A 22,912-nucleotide genomic window follows, 5' to 3' on the forward strand; every position below is an offset into this window, starting at 1 on the left:
TCCAAACCCGAATCCAATGCGAGCGCCCGCATGTCCGCCCGCGAAATTCGCCCCGATCTGCTGGAGCGGTTGCAGATTGCCTCCGAGACGCTCGCCAATGCCGAGCTGGAAGTGGCGCGCACCATTCTGGCCGACCCCGATTGGGTCAGCCGATCGTCGATCAAGGCGCTGGCCGCCAAGGCCGGGGTCAGCGAGCCCACCGTCATCCGTCTGGCGCGCAAGCTGGGCTGTAGCGGCTATAGCGATTTCAAGCTGCGGCTGGCCGAGGATCTGGTGGTCACCCGCATGTTCCTGTCGCCCGATGCATTGGTGCGCAATTCACAGCCGGCCTCGATCGCCGAGCGCATGTATGAGGCAGCGACGCGGACGATGACCGAAGCCATGGCCATGCTTAATGAGAAGGCCTTCGAGAACGCGGTCAAATTGCTCTCCAAGGCCCGCCGCGTGCAATGTTTCGGCGTCGGCGGCAGTTCGGCGATCATGGCGCAGGAGGCCGAAAATCGCCTGTTCCGGCTCGGCGTCGCCGTCCAGGCCTGCGCCGATCCCTACAAGTCGCGCATGATCGCCGCCATCATGGCGCCCGAGGATGTGCTGCTGTGTTTTTCGGCGACCGGCAAGCCGGTTTCGGTGATCGACAGCGCTGAGATCGCCCGCGCCAATGGCGTCAAGGTCATTGCCGTGACCCCCGCCGGCAGCGCCCTGTCGGAAGTTGCCGACGTGACCTTGGCGGTCAGCGTTTTCAATGATGAAGTCTATTTCAACCTGCCGAGCCCGACACGCTACGCCCAGCTCTATCTGCTCGATTGCCTCGCGGCGGCGATGGCGGTCGAGCTCGGCCCGCATTCCTTCCAGAACCTCAAGAATATCCGCCGCACCCTGAGCGGCCTGCATGGCACCATGAAGTTCCAGCCGATCGGGGATTGATTGCAAAACTACATATTGAAAATTAGTGCGTTGCAAAACTACTGGCGCCTTGCTAACTTCTCCCGGCGCCGTGGAGGCGCGCTCTAGGAGGGATTTATGCATAGAACTCTATTGGCCCTGGGCCTCGGCACCGCGCTTGGCACCATGGCCTTCGGTGCGATCGCCCAGGACGATGTGAACCTGGTTTACTGGTCGCTTTGGAACGAGCCGGAGCCCGGCGCCAATGTGATGAAATCGCTGATCGCCGATTTCGAGGCAGCCCATCCTGGCGTCACCATCACGCCCGTCTGGAACGGGCGCCAGAACCAGACCACGGTGCGCAACGCCATGGCCGGCGGCACCCAGATCGACATCATGGATTCGGACATGGATGGGCTCAAGGGCGGCCTCGCCGCTGCCGGCGCGCTGCTGCCCTGGAACGAGCAGATTGCCGGTCCGGCTCCCGATGGCGAAGAGGGCACGTTCGGCGACCTGTTCTACCCGCATCTGCTGGACATGGCGTCCAATGACGACACGCTCTACCAGATCCCCTACATGCTCTATGCCTATAACATCTTCTATAGCCAGGGCGCGCTGGACAATGCCGGCGTCGAGGCGTTGCCGGAAGATTGGGACGGCTTCGTCGCGGCCCTGGAACAGGTCAAGGCCAGCGGCGTGAACGCCATCGCCGTCGAAAGCGACATCGCCTTCTACAATATCAAGTGGTTCAACTACCTGATCGAGCGTATTGCCGGGCCCGATTTCCTGATGCGGGCCACCGAAGACCCGACCGGCGAAACCTGGCGCGACCCGGCAGTGCTCCAGGCCGTCGAGATGGAGCTCGACCTCTGGGCGCGCGGCCTCATCCCCGAGGAGAGCCGTGGCTATCAATGGCCGGCCGGCCAGCAGACCATCGCTTTTGACGAAACCGCCGTCGAGCTGGTCGGTTCGTGGCTGCCGGTGGAGCTTGCCGATACCGTGGCGGACGAATTCGAATGGGGCGCCATTCGCTTCCCCTCCGTTGAAGGCGGTCTCGGCGATGTCAATCACGTCGAAATCAACTCGCACAGCCTGGCCATCATGGCCGATACCGCCCACGAGGCCGAGGCCCGCGAATTCATTCAATTCGTCGTCTCGACGCCATCGCAGCAGCGCTACGCCACCGACGCCAAGATCGGCGTGGCCAATCGCCATGCCGAATGGGCGCCCGAAGTTGCCGCCGCGCGCAAGTCGCTCGACGAGGCAACCCTGATCCTGTCGGAAAACCATGGCGTCAAGGCCAAGTATCCGGACTATTCCACCAATGTCTACGAGGCCCTGCATAACCAGGTCTTCCTCGGCAGCATCACGCCGGCGGAGTTCGTTGACCAGATGGTTGCCCGCACCCAGGAATTCTGGGCCAATCGTTCCTAAGATCCTCCGGCGCGGGTGCTCGTCATCCGCGCCGCCCCCAAAATTGCCTCGGGTGGTGACGTGATACGTAAACGGCTGATCGTTTTGTTCCTGGCCCCGGCCAGTCTGATCTATGGCGGGCTGTTTCTGCTCCCCACGCTATCGACCTTTTATTTCTCGCTGTTCTCCTGGTCGGGGTTCGGGCAGGAAATGACCTTTATCGGCCTCGCCAATTATGTCCGCCTGTTCAACGATACGGTGTTCTGGCTGAGCCTGCGCAACACGCTGGCCATCCTGTTCGTCGGCGGCTTCTTCATCTTCGGCCTGGCCTTCCTTTATACGGTGCTGCTGACCTCGGGCATTTGGGGCAAGAAGTTCTTCCGCCTGGTATTCTTCCTGCCCAATGTCATCTCGGTGGTCGCGCTGGCCGGCATGTGGGCCTACATCTACAACCCGCGCAGCGGCTTGCTGAACACCACGCTCGCCACGCTCGGTCTCACCGATGCCGCCAAGACCTTGTGGACCTCGCCCGACAATATCTTCTGGGCCATGCTGGCGGCGCTGGTCTGGGTGTTTACCGGTTTTTTCCTCATTCTGCTGATGGCCGGCGTGGACAAGATTCCCACTGACGCCTATGAGGCCGCCGATCTGGAAGGCGCCTCGCTGTGGCAGAAATTCTGGTTCATCACCGTGCCGATGCTCTGGGACGTGATGGCCATCTCTTTCGTCATCTGGATGATCAACGCCATCAAGATGTTCGAATTCCCCTATGCCTTCGGCTTCCTGCAGGTTCCCCAGCAGCTCTATACGCTCGGCATCTATCTCTACATCATGGGCTTCGGCCAGCGCGATCCGATCTACCAGCTTGGCTATGCCACGGCGATCGGCGTGGTCATGCTGGTGGTCACCTTCATTCTCATCGTTGTGGTGCGCGGGCTGCTGCGCCGCGAGCAGTTGGAGTTCTAGCCATGGCCAACAATAGTCTTCAAACCGCACCTGCCCGCCGCATTTCCACGCTGCCCGGCTGGGTGCGCCGCCTGCCGGCCTATTTCCTCGTCTGGATGTGGACCGCCTTCACCCTGGCCGCCATTGCCTATGTTCTGCTGAGCGCCGTGAAGTCGAAGCGGGAAGTGCTGCGCTCGGGCTGGAGCCTGCCGCAGGAATTCATCTGGTCCAATTTCGCCACCGCCTGGAATGTCGGGCGGCTCGGCGATTATTTCCTGAATTCGGTAATGGTGGTGGGCGGCTCGGTCTTCGCCATCCTGCTGGTGTCGACGCCGGCCGCCTATGTGCTGGCCCGCGCCAAATTCCCCGGCCGCGAAACCGCCACCAATATCTTCGTGCTCGGCATGGGCATCCCCATCCCCATGCTGTTCATCCCGATTTTCGGCGTCCTGTCCTTCTTCCGGCTGACCGACAGCCTGACCGGGCTGAGCCTGGTCTTCATCGCCATCTCGATCCCCGTCACCATCTTCCTGTTGACCGGCTTCTTTGCCTCGCTGCCCTCCGAGCTGGAATCGGCCGCGGTGCTGGAAGGCTGTTCCGATTTCCAGGTCTTCCGCCATGTCATGCTGCCCATGGCCATGCCCGGCGTGCTGACGGCGCTGATCCTCAATCTCATCTGGCTGTGGAACGAGTACCAGCTCTCGCTGGTCATCCTCAACAGTCCCGACAATCGAACGCTGCCGCTCGGGCTCTATTCGCTGCAAAACGCCATGCAATATACCGGTGACTGGCCAGGCATGTTTGCCGGCGTCACCATCGTCATCATTCCCACTATAATCGCCTACGCGCTTCTCTCCGAGAAGATGATCGCCGGCATGACCATGGGCGCTGTAAAATGAGCACTTCCACCCCCGCCCTCGTGGCGCGCGGCATCAGCAAGGCCTATGGCCAGACCGACGTGCTGAAATCCATCGACCTGACCATTGAACGCGGCGAATTCGTCGTGCTGCTGGGGCCCTCCGGCTGCGGCAAGTCGACCTTGATGCGCTGCATTGCCGGACTCGATGCCGTCAGCGGCGGCACGTTCCAGATCGAGGGCCGCGATGTCACCCATGCCGCTCCGGCGGCCCGCGACGTGGCGATGGTCTTCCAGTCCTATGCGCTGTTTCCGCATATGAACGTCGCCGACAATATCGGCTTCGGCATGCGCATTGCCCGCCGCCCCAAGGCGGAGATCGCCGAACGCGTGCTGGCGGCGGCCAAGATTCTTAAGATCGAGCACCTGCTGGACCGCAAGCCCAAGGCCCTCTCGGGCGGGCAGCGCCAGCGCGTCGCCATCGGCCGCGCCATCGTGCGCAATCCGAAGATCTTCCTGTTCGACGAGCCCTTGTCCAATCTGGATGCGGCGCTGCGCAGCGAGACGCGGGTGGAAATCACCCGCCTGCATCGCCGCATCGGCAATACCATGATCTATGTGACTCACGATCAGGTGGAAGCCATGACCATGGCATCGCATCGTGGTCATGCGCGCCGGAAATATCGAGCAGATCGGCGCCCCGCTCGAACTCTACAACAATCCGCGCAACCTGTTCGTCGCCACGTTCCTCGGCCAGCCACCGACCAATATTGTGGAAGCCAATGTCGAACAATCGACTGCGGAAGCGCTGATCCTGCAGGTCGGCGGCGGCCGGCTGGTATTGCCCGCCATCGGCGAGGCGCTGCAGCCCGGCCAACGCGTTCGCATCGGCATCCGCCCGGAAAGCTTCACCATCGGCGATGGTCCGGGAAGCGTGCCGGTCTCCGTCGACCTGGTTGAGCAATTGGGCAATGAAACCCAGATCTATTGCCGCCTCGACGACGGCCAGTCCCTGACCCTCAACATTGCCGGGCAGGTCGATCCGCAGGCCGCCTCGACCCTCAGCGTGCAGATCGCGCCCGAGCAGATCATGGTGTTCGACGCCGAAGACCGCAATCTGCGCTATAACCCCGATCGGAAAGGACAATCGCTATGAAGTTGCTGCGTTATGGAGCGCCCGGCGCGGAATTGCCGGGCCTGCTGGATGCCGAGGGCCGGCTGCGCAGCCTCTCCGACCATGTCGCGGACATCGTTGGCGCCACCGTCACCCCCGACGCCATCGCCCGTCTGGCGGCGCTCGATCCAAACCGCCTGCCGCTGGTCGACGGCGCGCCGCGCCTCGGCCCCTGTATCGGGGAAGTCGGCAAGTTCATCTGCATCGGTCTCAACTATGCCGATCATGCGGCCGAAGCCGGCATGCCCATTCCGGCCGAGCCCATTGTGTTCAACAAATGGACCTCGGCCATTGTCGGCCCCAATGACGATGTTCGCATTCCGCGCGGTTCGGTGAAAACCGATTGGGAAGTCGAGCTCGGCATCGTCATCGGCAAGACCGCCTCCTATGTCGAGGAACAGGACGCCCTCGACCACGTCGCCGGCTATTGCGTCATCAACGATGTCTCCGAGCGCGAATATCAGCTCGAACGCGGCGGCGCCTGGGACAAGGGCAAGGGCTGCGACACGTTCGGCCCGCTCGGCCCCTGGCTGGTCACCCGCGACGAAGTTCCCGACCCACAAAATCTGCGCCTCTGGCTCGATATCGACGGCCAGCGCATGCAGGACGGCTCCACCAGCACCATGATCTTCAGCGTCGCCTTCATCGTCTCCTATCTCAGCCGCTTCATGAGCCTGCATCCCGGCGATGTCATCGCCACCGGAACGCCGCCGGGCGTCGGCTCCGGCAAGAAGCCGGAACCGATTTTCCTCAAGGGCGGCGAGATCATGCATCTGGGCATTGACGGGCTGGGGGAGCAGCGCCAGCTCGTCGTGCGCCATGACTGAGGCCGTTATCGACGCTTTGCGCCGCCTGCATCTGGTTGGCGATGACGAGGCCGTGCGTCTGGTTCCGCTGGTGGGCGGCGTGTCCTCCGACATCATGCTGGCCGAGGTCGGCGAGCGGCGTTTCTGCGTCAAGCGCGCGCTGCCGCAGCTCAAGGTCGCCGCCGACTGGCGCGCGCCGGTCGAGCGCAATGCCGTCGAGGCCGATTATCTGCGTGTCGTCGCCGCCTGGCAGCCGGGCCTGGTTCCGGAAGTCCTGGGCGAGGACCGGCAGGCGGGGCTCTTCGCCATGGCCTATCTGCCCGAGGACACGCATCCGGTCTGGAAGCGCCAATTGCTCGACGGCGTGGTCGATCCCGGCTTTGCCGCCCAGGTCGGGACCGCGCTCGGCCGCATTCATCAGCTTTCCGCTGCCGATGCCGGCATTCCCGCCCAATTCGACAATGGCGATCTGTTCGAGGCCCTGCGCCTCGATCCCTATCTGCGCGCCACCGGCAAGGTCCATCCCGATCTGGCCCCGGCCTTCGAGGCGCTGGCCGAACGCGTCGCCACGACCCGCAAGGCCTTGATGCATGGCGATGTCAGCCCGAAAAACATCCTTGTCGGCCCGTCCGGCCCGGTGCTGCTCGATGCCGAATGCGGCTGCTTCGGCGATCCGGCCTTCGATCTGGCCTTCCTGCTCAATCACCTGCTGCTCAAGGCCACCCTGTTCCACCGGGCGCCGGCGCCATATCTTGCGGCCTATACCGCCATTGCCGAAGCCTATCTGGCCGAGGTCGACTGGGAAGACCGCGCGGCTTTGGCCCAACGCTGCGCCGACCTGCTGCCCGCTTTGCTGCTGGCCCGCATCGACGGCAAGTCGCCCGTCGAATATCTTGCCGATACTGCCGATCGCGATTGGCTGCGCCAGCTCGCGCGGCGCTTGCTGATCGAACCCGGCGCCACTCTTTCCGACCTTCCTGCTTTCTGGAGCCAGCGCCATGTCTGATACCGCCATCACCGAGCTCAAGGGGCGTCGCATCTGGGATTCCCGTGGCCGTCCGACGGTCGAGGTCGATATCACGCTGGCCGATGGCAGCAAGGGGCGGGGCATTGCTCCGGCCGGGGCCTCGCGCGGTTCGCGTGAGGCACTCGATCTGCGCGACGGCGGGGAACGGCTGGCCGGTTTCGGCGTCGACAAGGCGCTCCGCGCCATCGAAACCGAGATTGCGCCGGCCCTGCTCGGTCTCGACGCCACCGATCAGGCCGGCATCGACGCACAGATGATCGCCCTCGATGGCACGCCGCTGAAGGCGCGCCTGGGCGGCAATGCGCTGGTAGCCGTCTCCCTGGCGGTGCTGCACGCAGCGGCGGCAAGCGCCCGTCAGCCACTCTGGCAATATCTCGCCGGCGAGGCCCCTTCTGTCCTGCCGATGCCGGAAATCCAGATCTTTGGCGGCGGCGCCCATGCCGGTCGCCGCATCGATATCCAGGATTTGATGATCATGCCCATCGGCGCCAGATCTGTCGCTGAAGCCCTGGAAATGACCGCCGAAATCTACCTCTCGGCCGGCCGCATCATGGCGTCGCGCGGCCTGGTCTCCGGCGTCGCCGACGAGGGCGGCTATTGGCCGTCTTTCGCCACCAACGAGGAAGCGCTCGATACGCTGGTCCAGGCCATTGAAGGGGCGGGCTATGACCCGGCCACCGAAGCCGCCATTTCACTCGATATCGCCGCCTCCGAATTCGGCTCCGGCGGCCGCTATCGCCTCGGCCTCGAGCAGCGCGAACTCGACAGCGACGGTCTGTGCGATCTGATGGTCGAATGGTGCAGCCGCTATCCGATCGCCTCGATCGAGGACCCATTGGCCGAGGATGACCGCGACGGCCTGATCCGGTTCACCGCTGCAATGGGCGACAAGGTACAGGTGATCGGCGACGATTACCTGGTCACCAATGCCGCCAAGGTTGAACAGGCGGCGGCGGACAATGCCGTCAATGCCGTGCTGCTCAAGGTCAATCAGGCCGGCACCGTCAGCGAAACCCGCGCTGCGCTCGATGCCGCCCGCCAGCACGGCTTCGGCACCATCGTCTCGGCCCGTTCCGGCGAAACCGAGGACGTGACCATCGCTCATCTGGCCGTCGGCTGGAATGCCGGGCAGTTCAAGGTCGGCTCCTTTGCCCGCTCCGAACGCATGGCGAAATGGAACGAATTGCTGCGCATCGAAGAAGCCCTCGGCGCCAAAGCCCAATTCGCCGGAACCAGCGGTGTGCGCGGTTTGGGGCAGGGCGCCTGACGCTCCCTGCCGAGCGGTGATTTCCCCGGTGTCACCCCCGCGAAAGCGGGGGCCTCCGTTGTTTAGCAGAGAGTTGTCCCAGGCCGTCAAGTTGTCTCGGAACGTGAGACCCTTCGCCCCCTCCCCCTTGAGGGGAGGGCCGGGAGGGGGTGCTGCGGTTCCTGCATATCCGGCAGTCTCGCCCTCGCTCCGCCACCCCCATTCTCGATCCCTCCCCTCAAGGGGGAGGGAGGCGCAGGAGTCGCCGATCCTATCGCCGATGCGTTCCCCCTCCGCTATTCCGCTTCCGCCAGCTGTCCCAGCTTCACCTGCACCAGCAGGCTCAGCTGGTCATAGACATTCCACTCATCGACGATCTTGCCGTCCTTCCAATGGTAATGGCTCATGCCCATCACCTGTACGCGCTTGCCGGTCGGATCGCCCAGTTCGCTCAGAATGCCATAGCCGAGATGGTGGCCTTCCATCACCCAGCGCACCGCGACCTTGGTGCCGCCCTCCTCGCAGGGATTGGAGGCCACATGCTGGATTTCATAGGACGCGTCGGGAAGCGAGCCGATCAGGCCCAGATGCTGGTGGATGATGGCGGCGACGCCATAGAGTTCCAGCATGAGCGGGCCGTGATATTGCGCATTGGGCGCATAATCCTGCGCGATGCGGCCGAACATGCGCTTGGTGAACACCTCGTGCAGCATCTCGATGGTCTGGGCTTCCACGTCATTATGGGCCAGCGACAGGTCGGGCTTTTCGGCCGGCGGCGTCTGGCCGATAAAGCGGCGGTTCTCGCCGATATCCAGCGAGGTCAGCCCTGCCTCGAATTTCTGCTGGGCCGTGCGCATGGCGAAATGGTGCGGATCGAGGCCGAGTTGCTTGATGATGGCCATCTGGTCGGCCACCACCCATTCGCGATAGATTTTGTTGCGGTGGATCATGCAGTCGGCGATGGTGCGGCTGACGAAGGGCTTGCCGGTCGGCTGGCCGAGATGGCCATATTGGGTATGGCGGCCCGAGCCGGTCACCAGATGGCTGGTATAGAAGCCATCCTTGTCATTGCCGTTCCAGATCACCTGGGTGCCCATGCCGCGCCGTTCGGGGAAGGAGACCAGGCGCTGGATGGTGTCGCGGACGATGTCCTCGCGGTTATAGATCGTGCCCGTCGTGCCGTAGAGCACGCAATTATGGGTGTAATGGCTGTAGATCAGCCCGATATCGCGCTCGTCCCAGATTTTGTGGGTGCAGCGGATGATGTAGTCGACGATATCGGTATAGATGTCGTCGAAGCCGTCCAGCGACTGGCTGCGCGGGCGGTCGGTCGGCGCGAGGTCGGTATAGTCGCGGCGCTCGACTTGCAGCACGTTCTCGTCCAGCGCTGCCTCCGAACTGCCCTTGGACTTGGAATTGTCGGTCACATTGCTCATCTTCGCTCCTTGGGCGTTAGCCGGAATTGGGGTTGGGGTCGGTCCAGTCCAGCCATTCGCGCACATGACGCGCCACTGCAGCCGGATTTTCAAGCGGGGCGAAGTGCCCCGCCCGGGAAATGGTGAAAAACCGCGCGCCGGGCACGGCGTCGGCAATCTCGCGATGCGCGTCGAGCGGGCATATTCGTTCGTCCTCGCCGGCCAGCACCAGCGTCGGCACGGCAATATCGGCGAGGCGCGGCCGGCTATCGGCGCGGTGAATGGCAATTTCCGCTTGGCTGGCCAGGACATCGTCCCCCGCCCGCCGCGCCATGTCGACGATCAGCGCTTTAAGTTCGGCATTGTTTTGATTGGCCGGCGTCACCAATTCGGGCCAGGCATCGAGCACATAGCTGTCCATGCCCTCTTGCCGCGCCTTGGCCACGGTCGCGCGACGCGACCGAGAATTGCCCTTCGGATCGGGGCGCGGCGTGGTGTTGACCAGCGCCAGCCGCGCGATGCGCTCCGGCGCCTGGGCCATCATTTCCAGAGCCACGATGCCGCCGAGCGAAAAGCCCAGCAGCGAGAACCGCGCCGGCGCCTCGGCCAGTATGCGCCCCGCCATCTCGGCACTGGTCTCGGCGCTGGTCATTTCCACGACCTGCACCGGCCGGACGTCGAGCAATTTCACCATCGGCTCGAACAGACGCGCATCGCAGGCGGTGCCGGCAAGCAGCAGCAGGGGCAGCGGCGCTTCCGCCAAGTCCTGCGTCTCGACCGGTCCGGGGACAACCTTATTCATCAACGACCGCCTGGCTCCATCACCACAGCTGATTTTGTCAAAAAACTCTGGCAAAATTTGAATACGTATGCAAGATCAAATCACCTCACTTTGCGGCCTCGACGTTAGCAGTCTGCTAGCGCCAGCCGCCTGATGCGACTCGCGGAGCAAGGTTCGATGACTGAAACTGCCCATGCGCCCGTCCCCGGCGTAACCTTTGTCAAAGCGCCGCAGCGCTCTTCCATCGGCGACAATGCGCCGGTCGAAGCGCTGGTGAGCGAGATCATCGCCAATGTCCGGGCGAACGGCGACCGGGCGGTGCGCGAATACGCCGGCAAATTCGACAAATCGGATATCGAGATCTTCGAAGTCACTGCTGCGGAACGCGAATCCGCCCTGGCCGAACTCGATCCGCAGACCCGCAAGGACACCGAATTCGCCATCGACAATGTGCGCAAATTCGCCGAGGCGCAGCTGGCGACCATTCTGCCACTGGAGGTCGAGACCCTGCCGGGCGTTCACATGGGCCACCGCGTCATCCCCATCCAGCGCGTCGGCTGCTATGTCCCCGGTGGGCGCTATCCCCTTCTATCCGCACCGATAATGACGATCGTTCCGGCCAAGGTCGCCGGCGTCGACGAGGTCATCGCCTGCCTGCCGCCCAATGCCCACAAGGCCATGATTGCCGGTTGCGCCCTCTCCGGCGCCGACCGCATTTTCCGCATTGGCGGGGCACAGGCCATCGCCGCCATGGCTTACGGCACCGAGAGCGTGCCGGCCGTCAACAAGATCGTCGGCCCGGGCAATGCCTTCGTGAATGAAGCCAAGCGCCAGGTTTTCGGCCCGGTGGGCATCGATCAATTGGCCGGTCCCTCGGAGATTTTCGTCGTCGCCGACAGCTCGGGCGATGCCGAAATGATCGCGACCGATCTCCTCGCCCAGGCCGAGCACGACGTCCGTACCCGCGTCGGGCTCATCACCACGGATCGCGCCCTGGCTGAAGCCACTCTGGCCGAGGTCGAAAAACAGCTCGAAACGCTTTCTACCGCCGGCACCGCCCGCGAGGCCTGGATCAATTACGGCGAAATCGCCGTCTGCGACACGGAACAGGCGATGATCGCCTATTCCGACCTCATCGCCGCCGAGCACTTGCAGGTGCATACAGCGGATGCCAGGGCCTTCGCCGACAAGCTGCGCAATTACGGTTCGCTGTTCATCGGCGAACTGGCCAGCGTCGTCTATTCCGACAAATGCTCGGGCACCAACCATACCCTGCCCACCATGGGCGCCGGCGCCTATACCGGCGGCCTCTGGGTCGGCGCCTATGTCAAGATCGCCACGCATCAATGGCTCGACGAACGCGGCGTCGAACAGGTCGCGCCCCCGGCCGCGCGGCAATCGGCCAGCGAAGGTCTTGAGGGCCATCGCCGCGCCGCCCAGCTGCGGCTCGACCGGATGCAGGCCAAGGCGAACTAAGCAAAAGGCCCGCGCAAGCGGGCCTTTTCTTTTCACCCCCTCTCCTCGCGGGGGACGAGCAACTCAGCTGATCTTGTCGGCCTCAAGCCAGGCGGCCTTGAGTTTTTCTACCGTGAACCCGGGCGCGCGCGCCGCCGTCAGGATCGGCACTTCCTTGCGCATCACCACGTCGATGGCCCAGGCCATGCGTTCGATATGTTCGGCCGGAATGACCACCGCGCCATGCCGGTCGGCATGAATGAGATCGTTCGGACGCACGGCCATGCCGAACAAGGTCACCGGGCAATCGAGTTCGGTCACATGCACAAAGGCATGGCTCGGCCCTACCGAGCCGGCGATGACCTGATAGCCCTCATCGAGCATTCCCAGATCGCGCAGGACGCCATTGGTGACCGTGCCGGCAATGCCCAGCCCCTTGTGCTGGGCCACCTGCATCTCGCCCCAGAACCCGCCAATGGCATGGGGCCAGTCGCTATCCTCGATGACGGCGACATTGGGACCTTCGCCTGCCGCGACATATTCGTAATAGGCCATGCGCAGCGCCCGCACTTCGGCGGCGGGCTTCTGCGCCGGCGATGAAGCCCGTATCTTGGCGGTGCGGGCAAAACCGACGACCGGTGGAAGGCTCGGATCGGCGCAGACGACCGGGGTCTTGGTAAAGCCTTCGGCGGTGCGGCCACCCATGACGTGTTCGAGCGCATTGCAGACGGTCGGGGTATCGGCCTGGCGCAGGGCGGCGAGAATTTCGGCGGATATAATGGGCATGGATATGTCCTTTTCAAGTAAGGCCGCCTCACCCGGCGCGGGCGCGCCGACGTCTCCGGGAGAGGGATCGAAGGAGCCGGATTGTCAGTTCATGCGGCTCGCAATCTCCGCGCCTTCGCTCAGGGCCTTCAGTTTGGCCCAGACGATTTCGCTATCCACAGCGCCGAACCCGGCAAAGGTCGAGAAGCCGCAATCGGTTCCGGCAATCACCCGCTGGTGGCCGACAATGTCGATATAATTTTGCAGACGCTGCGCGATCAGTTCGGGATGCTCGACGAAATTGGAGGTGGAATCGATGACGCCGGGGATCAGCAGGTAATCGTCCGGCAACTCGACGCTTTTCCAGTCGATCCATTCATGCGCGTGGCGCGGATTGGCGCCTTCGAACAATAGGGCGCGCGGCTTGGCTTTCAGCAGTTCCGGCAGGATTTTCCGCAGCGCGATGTCGCAGATATGCGGGCCCTCGTAATTGCCCCAGCAAACATGCATGCGCACCTTGTGGCCGTCGATATTGCGAAGCGCATGGTTCATCACCTCGATATGGCGGCCGGCTGCTTTGAGGAAGCCGTCATCGTCCAAATCCTTGTACATCATGTGCCGGCCGAGCCCGAGATCGGGCGCGTCGAGCTGCAGGATGAAGCCGGCTTCGACGATGCCCTCATATTCGACACGCATGCCTTCGGCGACCGCTTCGAGATAATCGTCCTGGCTGGCATAGAATTCATTGGGCTGGAACAGCGCGATGACCCCCGGCGTGGCCGAATTCATGAAGCCCCCGGCATAGTCGTGAGCCTTGAGCGCCGACTGGAAGGCCGCGATGTCGTTGCGCAGCGGCTCGAGGCTCCTGACCGCGATCGGCCCGACGCATTTGGGACGGCGATAGGTCGGCGTGCCGCCCGTACTGGCCTGGCGCTTCAGGAAGCTGGGGAACATTTCCAGGTCGGCCGGCGGCTGCCGCGAACTGTCGCCATCAAAGCCGGTCAGCCGGTCCTTGATATAGGTGGCGTAGGAGATTTTGCTCATCTCGCCATCGGACGGCAGGTCGATGCCTGCCGCCTTCTGCCTGGCGACGATCTCGTTCACCGCCGTCGCGATTATGGCATTGAAGCCGGCCTCGTCGACGGGGACACCGGCTTCGCGGGCGAACACAAGGTCCGTCACCTGCTTGGAGCGGGGCAGGGAGCCGACATGGGTGGTGAGGATCTTGTGTGCCATCGAGATTATTCCGCAGCCTGGGCCGCGGCGAATTGCGGGGCCGCGGGCGCGGACGCACCACGCACCACAAAGGCGATCGCATCGGCCGAGGCCGGGTTGCGGAAGCCGTGGGCCAGGCCGATCGGCACGCTCAGCGTATCGCCGGCACCCATGATGATCGCGCCATCTGCCCAGCTCACCTCCAGCGTGCCGGACTGGACGAAGATCACTTCCTGCTCGGCGCGGCTATGCGCGGGAATGACGGCGCCGGTCTCCAGCTTCAGGCGGCGCAGGGCGAAGCCATGGTCCCAATGGCTGACGATCGGGCCGGCCTTGATGCCGTCCTGGCCATCGACATCGCCGATAACTCCCGCTTCTTCGACGCCTGCGCCGGCCAGCGGGGAATTCGGGTCGCCTTCGATGTCGGCGGCCTTGATGGCGTATTTCTTGAGCTCGTCCATTGGCGGGGTCGCCAGTTCCTTGAGCTGTTCTGCGCTGGGCGGCTGTTCGAGCTCGGCGCCTTCCGGCACTGTCTCACCGAGCGTCGTATCCACCAGCTTGCCGCCCTTCAGCAGCTTGAGGCCGTAATCCTCGGCCATCTCGAACACGGATGGCGCCCAGACCACCTTGCCCGGATCGTCGTGGCCGAGCACGACATAAAGGAAGCCCGTGCCCTCGTCGCGCTTCTCGAAACCGCGGAACATATGGGTGGGGACGGTGGCCACATCGCCGGGTTCGACGTCCAGATAGCCCTCGTCCTTGTCGGCGCCGAAGACGAAACGCCACTTGCCGGTATGCACCACGAAGGTTTCGGCCGTCAGGTGGCTGTGCTGCGAATTGGTGCAGCCGAAAGGCTGGCGGGCGGCGCCGACATTGAAGCCGTGCGGCTCGGGGATATGCACTACCTGCGCCGGGTTCTCGCTCACGCCCGGCCCGATTATGGTGAAGTTTTCCTTGCGGTCCGAGCCCGGCGTCCGCGCATCGATAAAGGCATTGCGCAGCCCCTTGAGATCGGCATAGCGCACCAGGCGCTTTTCCATGTCAGTCTGGGTCCAGCGAGTCATGAGACGATCCTTTCAGTTATAATTGCATTCGTATGCAATAAGTATTGGAAAGCAGTCGATGCAGCGGCAGGTCCGAACATGTCAGGTGTCCCGTGGCCGATAGATGCGCTGGCCGTCGCGTTCGATGATCCCGTTCTGCGGCAGCCGGGCCGAGCTGCGCACGATGAGATCGCCGGTGAGGATGCGGTGCTCGGCCTCGATCTCGCCGCTGGCAATCTGGTCCATCAGGATGTCGACGGTTGCTTCTACCATTCGTTTGACCGACTGGCTCATGGAGGTGATGCCATAGGAGGTCCAGGTCGCCGGGCCGACATTGTCATAGCCGACAATGGAGATATCCTCCGGAATTCGGAGGTTGAATTCATAACGGGCGACGTCCATCACCGCGACCGCCATATGGTCATTGGCAACGAACAGGGCTTCGGGCCGGTCGGCGCGCGAGAACATCCGGCGGGCCGCCTCCTGCGCCTCGATATGGGAATAATGGCCGGTTTCGATGGTGACGGCGGTGAAGCCGTGCGCGGCCAGCCCCTCGACATAGCCCTGATGGCGATCGCGGTTGGTCGATGAGTTTTCGAGGCCCGCAATGTAGCCGAAGCTCTTGTGCCCGCCGGCGACGAGGAATTCGGCGATGCGCCGGCCACCCTCGCGATTGCGCGTCGTCACGCTCGACACCGCGTCGCGCTCGGTGGTGCGGTTGAGCAGCACGACCGGGATGCCGGCCGTTGCGCATTCTTCCGACAATTCGGAAGAGAGCGAGGTCGAGGCGAGGATGATGCCATCGACGCGATATTGCATGAGCTGGTCGAAAACCGGGTCGCTGTCGCGATCCTTGAAGCCGGTGAACAACAGCAGATGGTAATTCTCGGCGGCCAGGGCCCGCCCCAATTCCTCGAGCACGTCGGGATAGAACAGGTTTTCCAGATAGGCCATCACCACTGCGATGATGCGCGAGCGATTGGTGATCAGCGAGCGGGCGATGGCATTGGGCCGATAGCCAAGCTCCTTGGCCGAGGCCAGCACCTTGGTCCGGGTCTTGGGGGAAATCGAGGCGCCGGGGGTAAAGGTGCGCGAGACGGCCGATTGCGACACGCCGGCATGCTCGGCGACTTGCGAGGACGTCACGCCCGGCTTTCTTACTCCGCTGTCCATCCGCCATCCACCAGAAGTGATGTGCCGGTGATCAGCGCCGCGGCGTCGGACGCCAGAAACACGATCGGCCCCATCAGGTCTTCCACTCTGCCCAGGCGGCCAAGTTTGATCTTGGAGAGCACCCAGCGTCTAAAATCCGGGTCGCTCAGGTTCCTGGCCGTCAACTCGGTTTCGACAAAGGTCGGGCAAACCGTATTGACCCGGATATTATGGGCCCCCAGCTCGATTGCCATGGCTTTTGTCAGCCCCTCCACAGCATGTTTGCTGGCGGCGTAAACGGCGCGCCTCGGCCCGCCGACATGCCCCATCTGCGAGGAGATATGGATGATCGCGCCCGGCCGGCCCGCTGCGACCAGCCTGCCCGCGACCGCCTGGGACACGAAGAGCGTCGCGGCAAGGTTGACATCCATCACCGCGCGATAGTCTTCCGGGGTGATGTCGGCAAAGTCGGAATGCCGCGCCGTGCCGGCCGAATTGACCAGGATGTCGAATGGCTCGACATCGTTGACGAAAGCCTGCACCGTCCCGGTATCGGTAATGTCGAGCGCCACGCCTTCGGCCGTCAGCGCCGCCGCGACCATCTGCTGAATGACCGCTTCGATATCGCGGGCCGTCCGCGCAGCGATGGTCACCGCCGCCCCGGCTTCCGCCAGGGCCACCGCCGCACCCAATCCGATGCCGCGTGTGCCGCCGGTGACCAGAGCGCGCTTGCCGTCGAGGCGGAAACTTGGCGTGGTCGGCAGGGTCATGCTATTCCGCCGCCTCCGTGCGGGGCGTCGCACCCATGCCATAGGGCACGTTGCGCCCGCCATAGCGGCGCACCCGCACATTGGCCTGTTCGGCATGGCCGACAAAGCCTTCGAGCATCGACAGGCGCGAACCATACTCGCCGATCATGGTCGAGGCCGCGTCGGTCGTCACGGTCTGCCAGGTACAGGTCTTCATGAATTTCCCCACCCACAATCCACCCGTATAGCGCGCCGCCTTCATCGTGGGGAGGGTGTGATTGGTGCCGATGACTTTGTCGCCATAGGCCACATTGGTGCGCGGCCCCAGGAACAGCGCGCCGTAATTGGTCAGGTTGTCGCGGAACCACAGGTCGCGGTCCGTCATGACCTGCACATGTTCGGAGGCGATGCGGTCGGCTTCGGCCAGCATCTCCTCATAGCTGTCGCAGACGATGACCTCGCCGAAATCGGCCCAGGCTTTGCCGGCGATGTCGGCGGTTGGCAGGATGGTCAACAGCCGCTCGATCTCCGCCATCGTCTCGCGGGCGAGCTTTTCCGAATTGGTCAGCAGGATCGCCGGGCTGGTAGGGCCGTGCTCGGCCTGCCCCAAAAGGTCGGTGGCGCAGATTTCGCCATCCACAATCTCGTCGGCGATGATTAGCGTTTCGGTGGGGCCGGCGAAAAGATCGATGCCGACGCGCCCATAGAGCTGGCGCTTGGCTTCGGCAACGAAGGCATTGCCGGGGCCCACCAGCATGTCGACCGGAGCGATGGATTCGGTGCCGATGGCCATGGCGCCGATGGCCTGGACGCCGCCCAGCACGTAGATTTCATCGGCACCGGCCATCGCCTGTGCGGCAACGACAGCCGGTGCCGGCTTGGCTCCGAAAGGTGGAGCGCAAGTGATGACGCGCTCGCATCCGGCCACCTTGGCGGTGATCACCGACATATGGGCCGAGGCGAGCAGCGGATATTTCCCGCCGGGCACGTAACAGCCCACGGCGTTGATCGGCACGTGCTTGTGGCCCAGCGTCACCCCCGGCAGCGTCTCGATCTCGAGATCCTGCATCGTGTCGCGCTGCGCCTGGGCGAAATTGCGCACCTGGCTCTGGGCGAATTCGATGTCATGAAGGTCCTGGTCGGTCAATTGCGCCAGGCAATCGTCGATTTCCGCCTGGCTTAATCGGAAATCCTTGCGGTCCCAATTGTCGAACTTACGCGACAATTCGCGCACGGCCTGGTCGCCGCCCTTCTCGATATCGGCCAGAATGCCCTCGACAATGGCGCGCACCTGCCGATCGGCCTCCGCCCTCGCCTCGACATCCTTGCCCCGCTTGAGCCAGACTGGCATTTGCCGCCTCCCGAAATCATCATGTATTTATGTTGCATACGTATGCAAGTTTGTAAACGGCCGAGTATGGCCAGAATGTCTTTCTTAGTCGGGCGCTGGTGCTGCGTGGTCGGTCGCGCGTTCGAAAGCGTCGCCGATCTGAACGATTGTGGCTTCGTCGTCATGCCGGCCGACAAGCTGCATGCCGATGGGCAGGCCATTGTCGAAGCCGATGGGCATGGCCAGTACCGGATGGCCGCTTACATTGAAGCCGATAGTGCGCATCGGCGTCCAGACCGCCTCTTTCTCGAACGGGGCGGCGGGCAGGGCGGGGGTCAGGGCGCCGACCGTCACCAGGGCATCGTGCCCCAGCAGCAGCGTGTCGATCTCGGCGCGGAAGCGCGCCGCTGCCCCGCGCGCGGCCGCAAGCTCCTTATCCGTCACCGCCACGCCGGCAGCAAGGCTGAGAAAGGCGCGGCGGCCGAAATCCTCCGGCCGGTCCCGCAGGCTGTCGGCATGATAATCGAAGCTCTCCTTATGCAGGATCGCGGCGGCGGCCACCTCGATGCCATGATAGTCAGGCAGCTCGACTTCCTCGATGATCGCGCCAAGCAGCGACAGGCTGGAGATTGCGGCGTCCATGGCGGACAGCACGGCGGGCGCCGTCTGGCTGTCATGGGCGAACCAGGCCCGGGCGTAACCGATGCGCAGGCCGGCGACCGGTCTGCCGAGGAGGCGCGAGGCAGAGCGCTCCGGAGAATGATCGGCGATGACGTCCAGCGTGGCGGCGGCCTCGGCCACCGTGGCGCTCATAGGGCCGACATGGTCCATGCTTTCCGACATGGGCAATATGCCATGGCGCGGCACACTGCCATAGGTGGGCTTCAGCCCGACAATGCCGCAATAGAAGGCCGGGCCGCGAAGCGAGCCGCCCGTATCGGTCCCCAGCGTGGTGCGCAGCAAGCCGCCGGCCACGGCGACGGCGCTGCCGGACGAGGAGCCGCCGGTAATATGCTGGAGGCTCCAGGGATTGCGTGCCGGCGGAAAGGCGCCGCGATTGTCGGGCCCGACCGTGCCCCATTCATATGTCGCGAGCTTGCCGATGACGATGGCGCCGGCCTGGCGCAGGCGCTCCACCACCAGCGCGTCGGCCGCCGCGATTGCGGTCCTGCGTCCCGGCGCATTGGCCGTGGTCGGCAGGCCGGCAACGTCGATCAGATCCTTGATGCCGATGGGAATGCCGTGGAGATGGCCGATATGGCCGCCGGCGGCGATTGCGGCATCGGCCCGCCGGGCGGCCGCCAGCGCGCCTTCCTCGTCCATGCTGTAGAACGCGCGATAGGTTGGGTCCCGCGCTTCGATCCGTCGCAGGCAGGCTTCGACGAGGCCGAGAGAGGTCAGCCGGCCGTCCCGCAGCATCTGGCCCTGCTCGAAGAAAGACCGGTCCAGAGCCGCATCGGCGATAGCATCGCTCGTGGCGTCGGGGCCGGCTGCGAGCCCCGAAAGCCCGTCGCTCATCCACTCAGCGAGCTTGCGGACGCTTTCCGCCTCGTCCGCGGACAGCGTCAAGCCATGGCGTTCGACGGCGGCATCGAATGCCAGGCGCTTGTCGTCCTCCGGATGTTGCACCAAGCCCGCGTCTCCCGATGCCATTATTGACTCGTAGCGATACGCTGGCCGCTGGTCCGGTCAAAGAGGTGACAGGCGGAAGGGGCGATATTGATGCGCACGACGTCGCCGATTTCGGCGCGATAATCCTTGCCGACCTTGATGGATACCAATTCATCCGCCACGCGCATCGAGATCATCGTGGCTTCGCCGAGAAGCTCCACCGAATAGATCGGGGCCTCGATATGGCCATTGCTCTCGGCCAGCACGGCGTCTTCGGCACGGAAACCCAGCGTCACCGGGCCGTTATCCGTGGCCGGCAGGCCGTCGACGCGGATATTCCCGCCGGTAAAGACGCCCGCCTGGATGTCGCCATGCACCAGGTTCATCGCCGGAGACCCGATGAAGCTCGCCACGAACGTATTGGCCGGGCGGTCGTAAATCTCCATCGGCGTGCCGACCTGCTGGATCAGCCCCTTGTTCATCACCACGACGCGGTCGGCCAGGGTCATGGCCTCGATCTGGTCATGCGTGACATAGATGGTGGTGCGCTTGAGCGTGTGGTGCAGGTTCTTGATCTGCGCCCGGGTCGAAACCCGCAGCTTGGCGTCGAGATTGGAGAGCGGCTCGTCCATCAGGAAGGCATTGGGTTCGCGGACGATGGCGCGGGCCAGGGCCACGCGCTGCCGCTGACCGCCGGACAAGGCCGCCGGCCGGCGTTGCAGGAAGTCGTCGAGCTCCACCATCCGGCTCGCCGCCATGACCCGCTCATGATGCTGCTCCTGCGGCACCTTGCGCACCTTGAGCGGGAAGCGGATGTTTTCGTAGACCGTCATGTTCGGATAGAGCCCATAGCTCTGGAACACCATCGAGATGTCGCGGTCCTTGGGCTCGAGCTTGTTGACGAGCCGGTCGCCGATCCAGATTTCGCCCTCGGTGACGTCCTCGAGCCCGGCGATCATGCGCATGGTCGTGGTCTTGCCGCAGCCCGAGGGGCCGAGCAGCACCAGGAATTCCTGGTCGGCGATGTCGAGGTTGAACTTGTCGACGCCGACGAAGCCGTTCCAGCGCTTGGAGACGTTCCTGAGACGGATCTGGGCCATGCTATCAGCCTTTCACTGCGCCGGCGGTCAGTCCGCTGACGATCTGGCGTTGGAAGAACAGGACGAGGATGAAGAGCGGCACGGTGGCCGAGACCACGGCGGCCACGGCATACATGACATTGCCGGCCTGGTAGATGGAGCTCATGAAGCTCTGGATCTTGGGAACCATGGTCTGGTTGTCCTGGCTCAGCAGCATCGCGGTCACCGCGAAGTCGTTATAGGCCAAAAGGAAGCTGAACAGGCCCGTCGTCACCACGCCCGGCCACATCACCGGAATGATGACGCGGCGGAATGCCCCGAAGCGGGAGCAGCCGTCGACCATGGCGCTTTCGTCCAGATCCTTGGGAATCGACAGGAAGAACGAATGCAGCATCCACAAGGTGAAAGGCTGGTTGATGGCGACCAGCACGATGATGGCCGTCGGCAGGTGCCCCCAGATATTGAGCTGGAAGAACGGCAGCAGATATCCCGAAACCAGGGTGATATGCGGCATGGCGCGGAAGATCAGCGCCGCGATCAGGATCCAGTACGAATAGCGGAAGCCGGAGCGCGCCAGGGCATAGCCGCCCAGCGTGCCGAAGGTCAGCGAAATGACGACGACGCAGACGGTGACGATGATGGTATTGCCGGCGGCGCGCCAGAACTCGTTGATGACCCAGGCGCCGTGATAGCCGGCGCCGGTGAACTGCGATCCGGTCTGCGCCTCGGTGGCCGGCCCGGTGACGGCATTCCACCAGCTCAGCCGGGAGAAGAAGTCCGCTTCGACCTTGAACGACCCCCATACGGTCCAGAGAAACGGAAAGGCCGCGGCGAAGAGCCAGAGCAGGATGAAGGCGAGGGAAACGGTCCTGAGCAGGACCGAGCTCTGCTGCTGCGTGGTCGCGCTCATGCTCATGCCCTCTTGTGGTTGAATTCGCGCCAGGTGCTGCGCAGCACCGGCAATAGCAGGATGACGACGCCAATGATGGTCAGCACCGAGGTCGCCGAGGCGGAGCCGAACAATTGCGTGTCGCCCCCGACCAGGTCCTGGTAGATGGAGGAGCTGAGCGAGGAGGCATTGGCCTGCGCGTTGAAGCCGACGATCGGCTCGAACACGCGGAAATTATCCATCAGCTGTACGAGCGCGATAAAGGTCGCCAGCGGCAGCAGCGCCGGCATCACCACGTAGCGGATGCGCTCCCAGCGATTGGCGCCGTCGACCATCGCCGATTCCAGCGTATCCTGCGGCACCGTTTGCAGGCCGGCATAGAAGACGACGAAGGAAAAGGGCGCATTGGTCCACACGCCATAGATCAGTAGCATGATCCAGGTCAGCGGCGCCGAGGCCTGGAGATAGAGATTGGGATCGTTGAAAAGGCGTTGCAGGTTCGCCCCGATAATGCCGGACGCATTGGTCATCCAATAGAGGATCAGCGAACCGATGAGCGGCGTGATCATCATGGGCAGAAGCGAGAAGAAGATGGCCGGCCCCTTCATGGCCCGCGGTAGATTGTTGACGCCGAGCGCGATCAGGAAACCGAGCAGCATGGCGATCGGCGTCACCACGAAAGTATAGGTCAGCGTGAAAGCCAGGGCCCGATATAGCGGCAGTGAATAGAGCCGCGAGACGATGTCGCCGAAGCCGTTATTGTCGGCGAAGATGGCCGCGACCTCGGCCGTCGCGAGATGCGCGCGATTGAAATAGGTTCCCAGGCCATTGAACTTGCCGAGAGGTTCGCGCGCCTTCAGCTCCGCGCTGGCAGCCGCGTCGACATGCGAGGCCGTGGTGCAGCCGAACGGCCCGCACGATTCAACCGTCACCAGCACGCGGTCATGTTCAACGAACAGGGATTGGGTGATCACCGAAATCACCGGCAGGGCGATGAACAGCAGCATCAGCAGCGCTGAAGGCAGGATAAACCAGAAGAACGTTCTATGACGCACGAATAGACCTCGTTCGCTGCCTCG

General features: G+C 63.7%; 20 protein-coding genes and 1 pseudogene. 9 read left to right on the top strand and 12 right to left on the bottom strand.

Features of this window, described 5'->3' with window-relative positions; translation table 11 throughout:
- The first annotated feature begins 30 nt into the window (after positions 1-30).
- From O9Z70_RS01530 to eno, 8 genes and pseudogenes are all read left to right on the top strand, one after another.
- Positions 31-924, top strand: a complete 894-nt coding sequence (locus O9Z70_RS01530; protein WP_286020747.1) for a MurR/RpiR family transcriptional regulator — start codon at positions 31-33, stop codon at positions 922-924.
- Between the two features lie 96 nt (positions 925-1,020).
- A complete protein-coding gene (locus tag O9Z70_RS01535; protein ID WP_286020748.1) occupies positions 1,021-2,316 on the top strand; it encodes an ABC transporter substrate-binding protein in 1,296 nt (431 codons plus the stop codon).
- Positions 2,317-2,376: 60 nt separating this feature from the next.
- Entirely contained in the window at positions 2,377-3,261 is an 885-nt protein-coding gene (locus tag O9Z70_RS01540; protein WP_286020749.1) for a carbohydrate ABC transporter permease, read from the top strand.
- A gap of 2 nt (positions 3,262-3,263) precedes the next feature.
- Complete coding sequence (locus O9Z70_RS01545; protein ID WP_286020750.1) at positions 3,264-4,139, top strand: carbohydrate ABC transporter permease; 876 nt, start codon at positions 3,264-3,266, stop codon at positions 4,137-4,139.
- Positions 4,136-5,252 (top strand): annotated as a pseudogene (locus tag O9Z70_RS01550) (ABC transporter ATP-binding protein). Before O9Z70_RS01545 ends, O9Z70_RS01550 begins: the two are co-directional and overlap by 4 nt.
- Entirely contained in the window at positions 5,249-6,097 is an 849-nt protein-coding gene (locus O9Z70_RS01555) for a fumarylacetoacetate hydrolase family protein (protein ID WP_286020751.1), read from the top strand. Before O9Z70_RS01550 ends, O9Z70_RS01555 begins: the two are co-directional and overlap by 4 nt.
- Entirely contained in the window at positions 6,090-7,082 is a 993-nt protein-coding gene (locus tag O9Z70_RS01560) for a phosphotransferase (RefSeq protein WP_286020752.1), read from the top strand. Before O9Z70_RS01555 ends, O9Z70_RS01560 begins: the two co-directional genes overlap by 8 nt.
- The gene (gene eno / locus O9Z70_RS01565) at positions 7,075-8,370 is read left to right on the top strand and encodes a phosphopyruvate hydratase (RefSeq protein ID WP_286020753.1); all 1,296 of its coding nucleotides are present in this window, start codon (positions 7,075-7,077) and stop codon (positions 8,368-8,370) included. Before O9Z70_RS01560 ends, eno begins: the two co-directional genes overlap by 8 nt.
- Positions 8,371-8,645: 275 nt before the next feature.
- On the opposite strand, the gene O9Z70_RS01570 is transcribed toward eno, so the two are convergent.
- A complete protein-coding gene (locus O9Z70_RS01570; RefSeq protein WP_286020754.1) occupies positions 8,646-9,785 on the bottom strand; it encodes a nuclear transport factor 2 family protein in 1,140 nt (379 codons plus the stop codon).
- Between the two features lie 16 nt (positions 9,786-9,801).
- Positions 9,802-10,566, bottom strand: coding sequence for an alpha/beta fold hydrolase (locus O9Z70_RS01575; protein ID WP_286020755.1), 765 nt, complete (start codon positions 10,564-10,566; stop codon positions 9,802-9,804).
- Between the two features lie 156 nt (positions 10,567-10,722).
- On the opposite strand from O9Z70_RS01575, the gene hisD (O9Z70_RS01580) reads away from it, so the two are divergent.
- Positions 10,723-12,021, top strand: a complete 1,299-nt coding sequence (gene hisD, locus O9Z70_RS01580; protein WP_286020756.1) for a histidinol dehydrogenase — start codon at positions 10,723-10,725, stop codon at positions 12,019-12,021.
- A 63-nt stretch (positions 12,022-12,084) separates the two neighbouring features.
- Here hisD (O9Z70_RS01580) and O9Z70_RS01585 read toward each other — a convergent pair whose 3' ends face one another.
- The 10 genes from O9Z70_RS01585 to O9Z70_RS01630 all read right to left on the bottom strand — a co-directional run bounded on the left by O9Z70_RS01585 (position 12,085) and on the right by O9Z70_RS01630 (position 22,888).
- A complete protein-coding gene (locus tag O9Z70_RS01585) occupies positions 12,085-12,786 on the bottom strand; it encodes an RraA family protein (RefSeq protein ID WP_286020757.1) in 702 nt (233 codons plus the stop codon).
- A gap of 84 nt (positions 12,787-12,870) precedes the next feature.
- Positions 12,871-14,001: a cobalamin-independent methionine synthase II family protein gene (locus O9Z70_RS01590; RefSeq protein ID WP_286020758.1), complete on the bottom strand. Its 1,131-nt coding sequence runs from the start codon at positions 13,999-14,001 to the stop codon at positions 12,871-12,873.
- A gap of 5 nt (positions 14,002-14,006) precedes the next feature.
- Positions 14,007-15,044: a cupin domain-containing protein gene (locus O9Z70_RS01595; protein ID WP_286020759.1), complete on the bottom strand. Its 1,038-nt coding sequence runs from the start codon at positions 15,042-15,044 to the stop codon at positions 14,007-14,009.
- Positions 15,045-15,125: 81 nt separating this feature from the next.
- Complete coding sequence (locus tag O9Z70_RS01600) at positions 15,126-16,169, bottom strand: LacI family DNA-binding transcriptional regulator (protein WP_286020760.1); 1,044 nt, start codon at positions 16,167-16,169, stop codon at positions 15,126-15,128.
- A gap of 11 nt (positions 16,170-16,180) precedes the next feature.
- Positions 16,181-16,945, bottom strand: coding sequence for an SDR family NAD(P)-dependent oxidoreductase (locus O9Z70_RS01605; RefSeq protein ID WP_286020761.1), 765 nt, complete (start codon positions 16,943-16,945; stop codon positions 16,181-16,183).
- 1 nt (position 16,946) lies between these two features.
- Positions 16,947-18,275: a histidinol dehydrogenase gene (gene hisD / locus O9Z70_RS01610; RefSeq protein WP_286020762.1), complete on the bottom strand. Its 1,329-nt coding sequence runs from the start codon at positions 18,273-18,275 to the stop codon at positions 16,947-16,949.
- An 84-nt stretch (positions 18,276-18,359) separates the two neighbouring features.
- The gene (locus O9Z70_RS01615; RefSeq protein WP_286022057.1) at positions 18,360-19,883 is read right to left on the bottom strand and encodes an amidase; all 1,524 of its coding nucleotides are present in this window, start codon (positions 19,881-19,883) and stop codon (positions 18,360-18,362) included.
- 23 nt (positions 19,884-19,906) lie between these two features.
- Positions 19,907-20,965, bottom strand: a complete 1,059-nt coding sequence (locus O9Z70_RS01620; protein WP_286020763.1) for an ABC transporter ATP-binding protein — start codon at positions 20,963-20,965, stop codon at positions 19,907-19,909.
- Positions 20,966-20,969: 4 nt separating this feature from the next.
- Entirely contained in the window at positions 20,970-21,854 is an 885-nt protein-coding gene (locus O9Z70_RS01625) for a carbohydrate ABC transporter permease (RefSeq protein WP_286020764.1), read from the bottom strand.
- Between the two features lie 2 nt (positions 21,855-21,856).
- Positions 21,857-22,888: a carbohydrate ABC transporter permease gene (locus O9Z70_RS01630; RefSeq protein ID WP_286020765.1), complete on the bottom strand. Its 1,032-nt coding sequence runs from the start codon at positions 22,886-22,888 to the stop codon at positions 21,857-21,859.
- Positions 22,889-22,912: the final 24 nt, after the last annotated feature.

The sequence above is a fragment of the Devosia sp. YIM 151766 genome, assembly GCF_030285925.1.
Lineage (GTDB): Bacteria > Pseudomonadota > Alphaproteobacteria > Rhizobiales > Devosiaceae > Devosia.

Bases quoted from the DNA above. Each gene is read 5' to 3' on its own strand.
- O9Z70_RS01620 (WP_286020763.1), bottom strand. From the start codon at position 20,965: ATGGCCCAGATCCGTCTCAGGAACGTCTCCAAGCGCTGGAACGGCTTC.
- O9Z70_RS01555 (WP_286020751.1), top strand. From the start codon at position 5,249: ATGAAGTTGCTGCGTTATGGAGCGCCCGGCGCGGAATTGCCGGGCCTG.
- O9Z70_RS01575 (WP_286020755.1), bottom strand. From the start codon at position 10,566: ATGAATAAGGTTGTCCCCGGACCGGTCGAGACGCAGGACTTGGCGGAA.
- O9Z70_RS01560 (WP_286020752.1), top strand. From the start codon at position 6,090: ATGACTGAGGCCGTTATCGACGCTTTGCGCCGCCTGCATCTGGTTGGC.
- O9Z70_RS01605 (WP_286020761.1), bottom strand. From the start codon at position 16,945: ATGACCCTGCCGACCACGCCAAGTTTCCGCCTCGACGGCAAGCGCGCT.
- O9Z70_RS01570 (WP_286020754.1), bottom strand. From the start codon at position 9,785: ATGAGCAATGTGACCGACAATTCCAAGTCCAAGGGCAGTTCGGAGGCA.
- O9Z70_RS01545 (WP_286020750.1), top strand. From the start codon at position 3,264: ATGGCCAACAATAGTCTTCAAACCGCACCTGCCCGCCGCATTTCCACG.
- O9Z70_RS01625 (WP_286020764.1), bottom strand. From the start codon at position 21,854: ATGAGCGCGACCACGCAGCAGCAGAGCTCGGTCCTGCTCAGGACCGTT.
- O9Z70_RS01585 (WP_286020757.1), bottom strand. From the start codon at position 12,786: ATGCCCATTATATCCGCCGAAATTCTCGCCGCCCTGCGCCAGGCCGAT.
- O9Z70_RS01535 (WP_286020748.1), top strand. From the start codon at position 1,021: ATGCATAGAACTCTATTGGCCCTGGGCCTCGGCACCGCGCTTGGCACC.
- O9Z70_RS01530 (WP_286020747.1), top strand. From the start codon at position 31: ATGTCCGCCCGCGAAATTCGCCCCGATCTGCTGGAGCGGTTGCAGATT.
- eno (WP_286020753.1), top strand. From the start codon at position 7,075: ATGTCTGATACCGCCATCACCGAGCTCAAGGGGCGTCGCATCTGGGAT.
- O9Z70_RS01590 (WP_286020758.1), bottom strand. From the start codon at position 14,001: ATGGCACACAAGATCCTCACCACCCATGTCGGCTCCCTGCCCCGCTCC.
- hisD (WP_286020756.1), top strand. From the start codon at position 10,723: ATGACTGAAACTGCCCATGCGCCCGTCCCCGGCGTAACCTTTGTCAAA.
- O9Z70_RS01595 (WP_286020759.1), bottom strand. From the start codon at position 15,044: ATGACTCGCTGGACCCAGACTGACATGGAAAAGCGCCTGGTGCGCTAT.
- hisD (WP_286020762.1), bottom strand. From the start codon at position 18,275: ATGCCAGTCTGGCTCAAGCGGGGCAAGGATGTCGAGGCGAGGGCGGAG.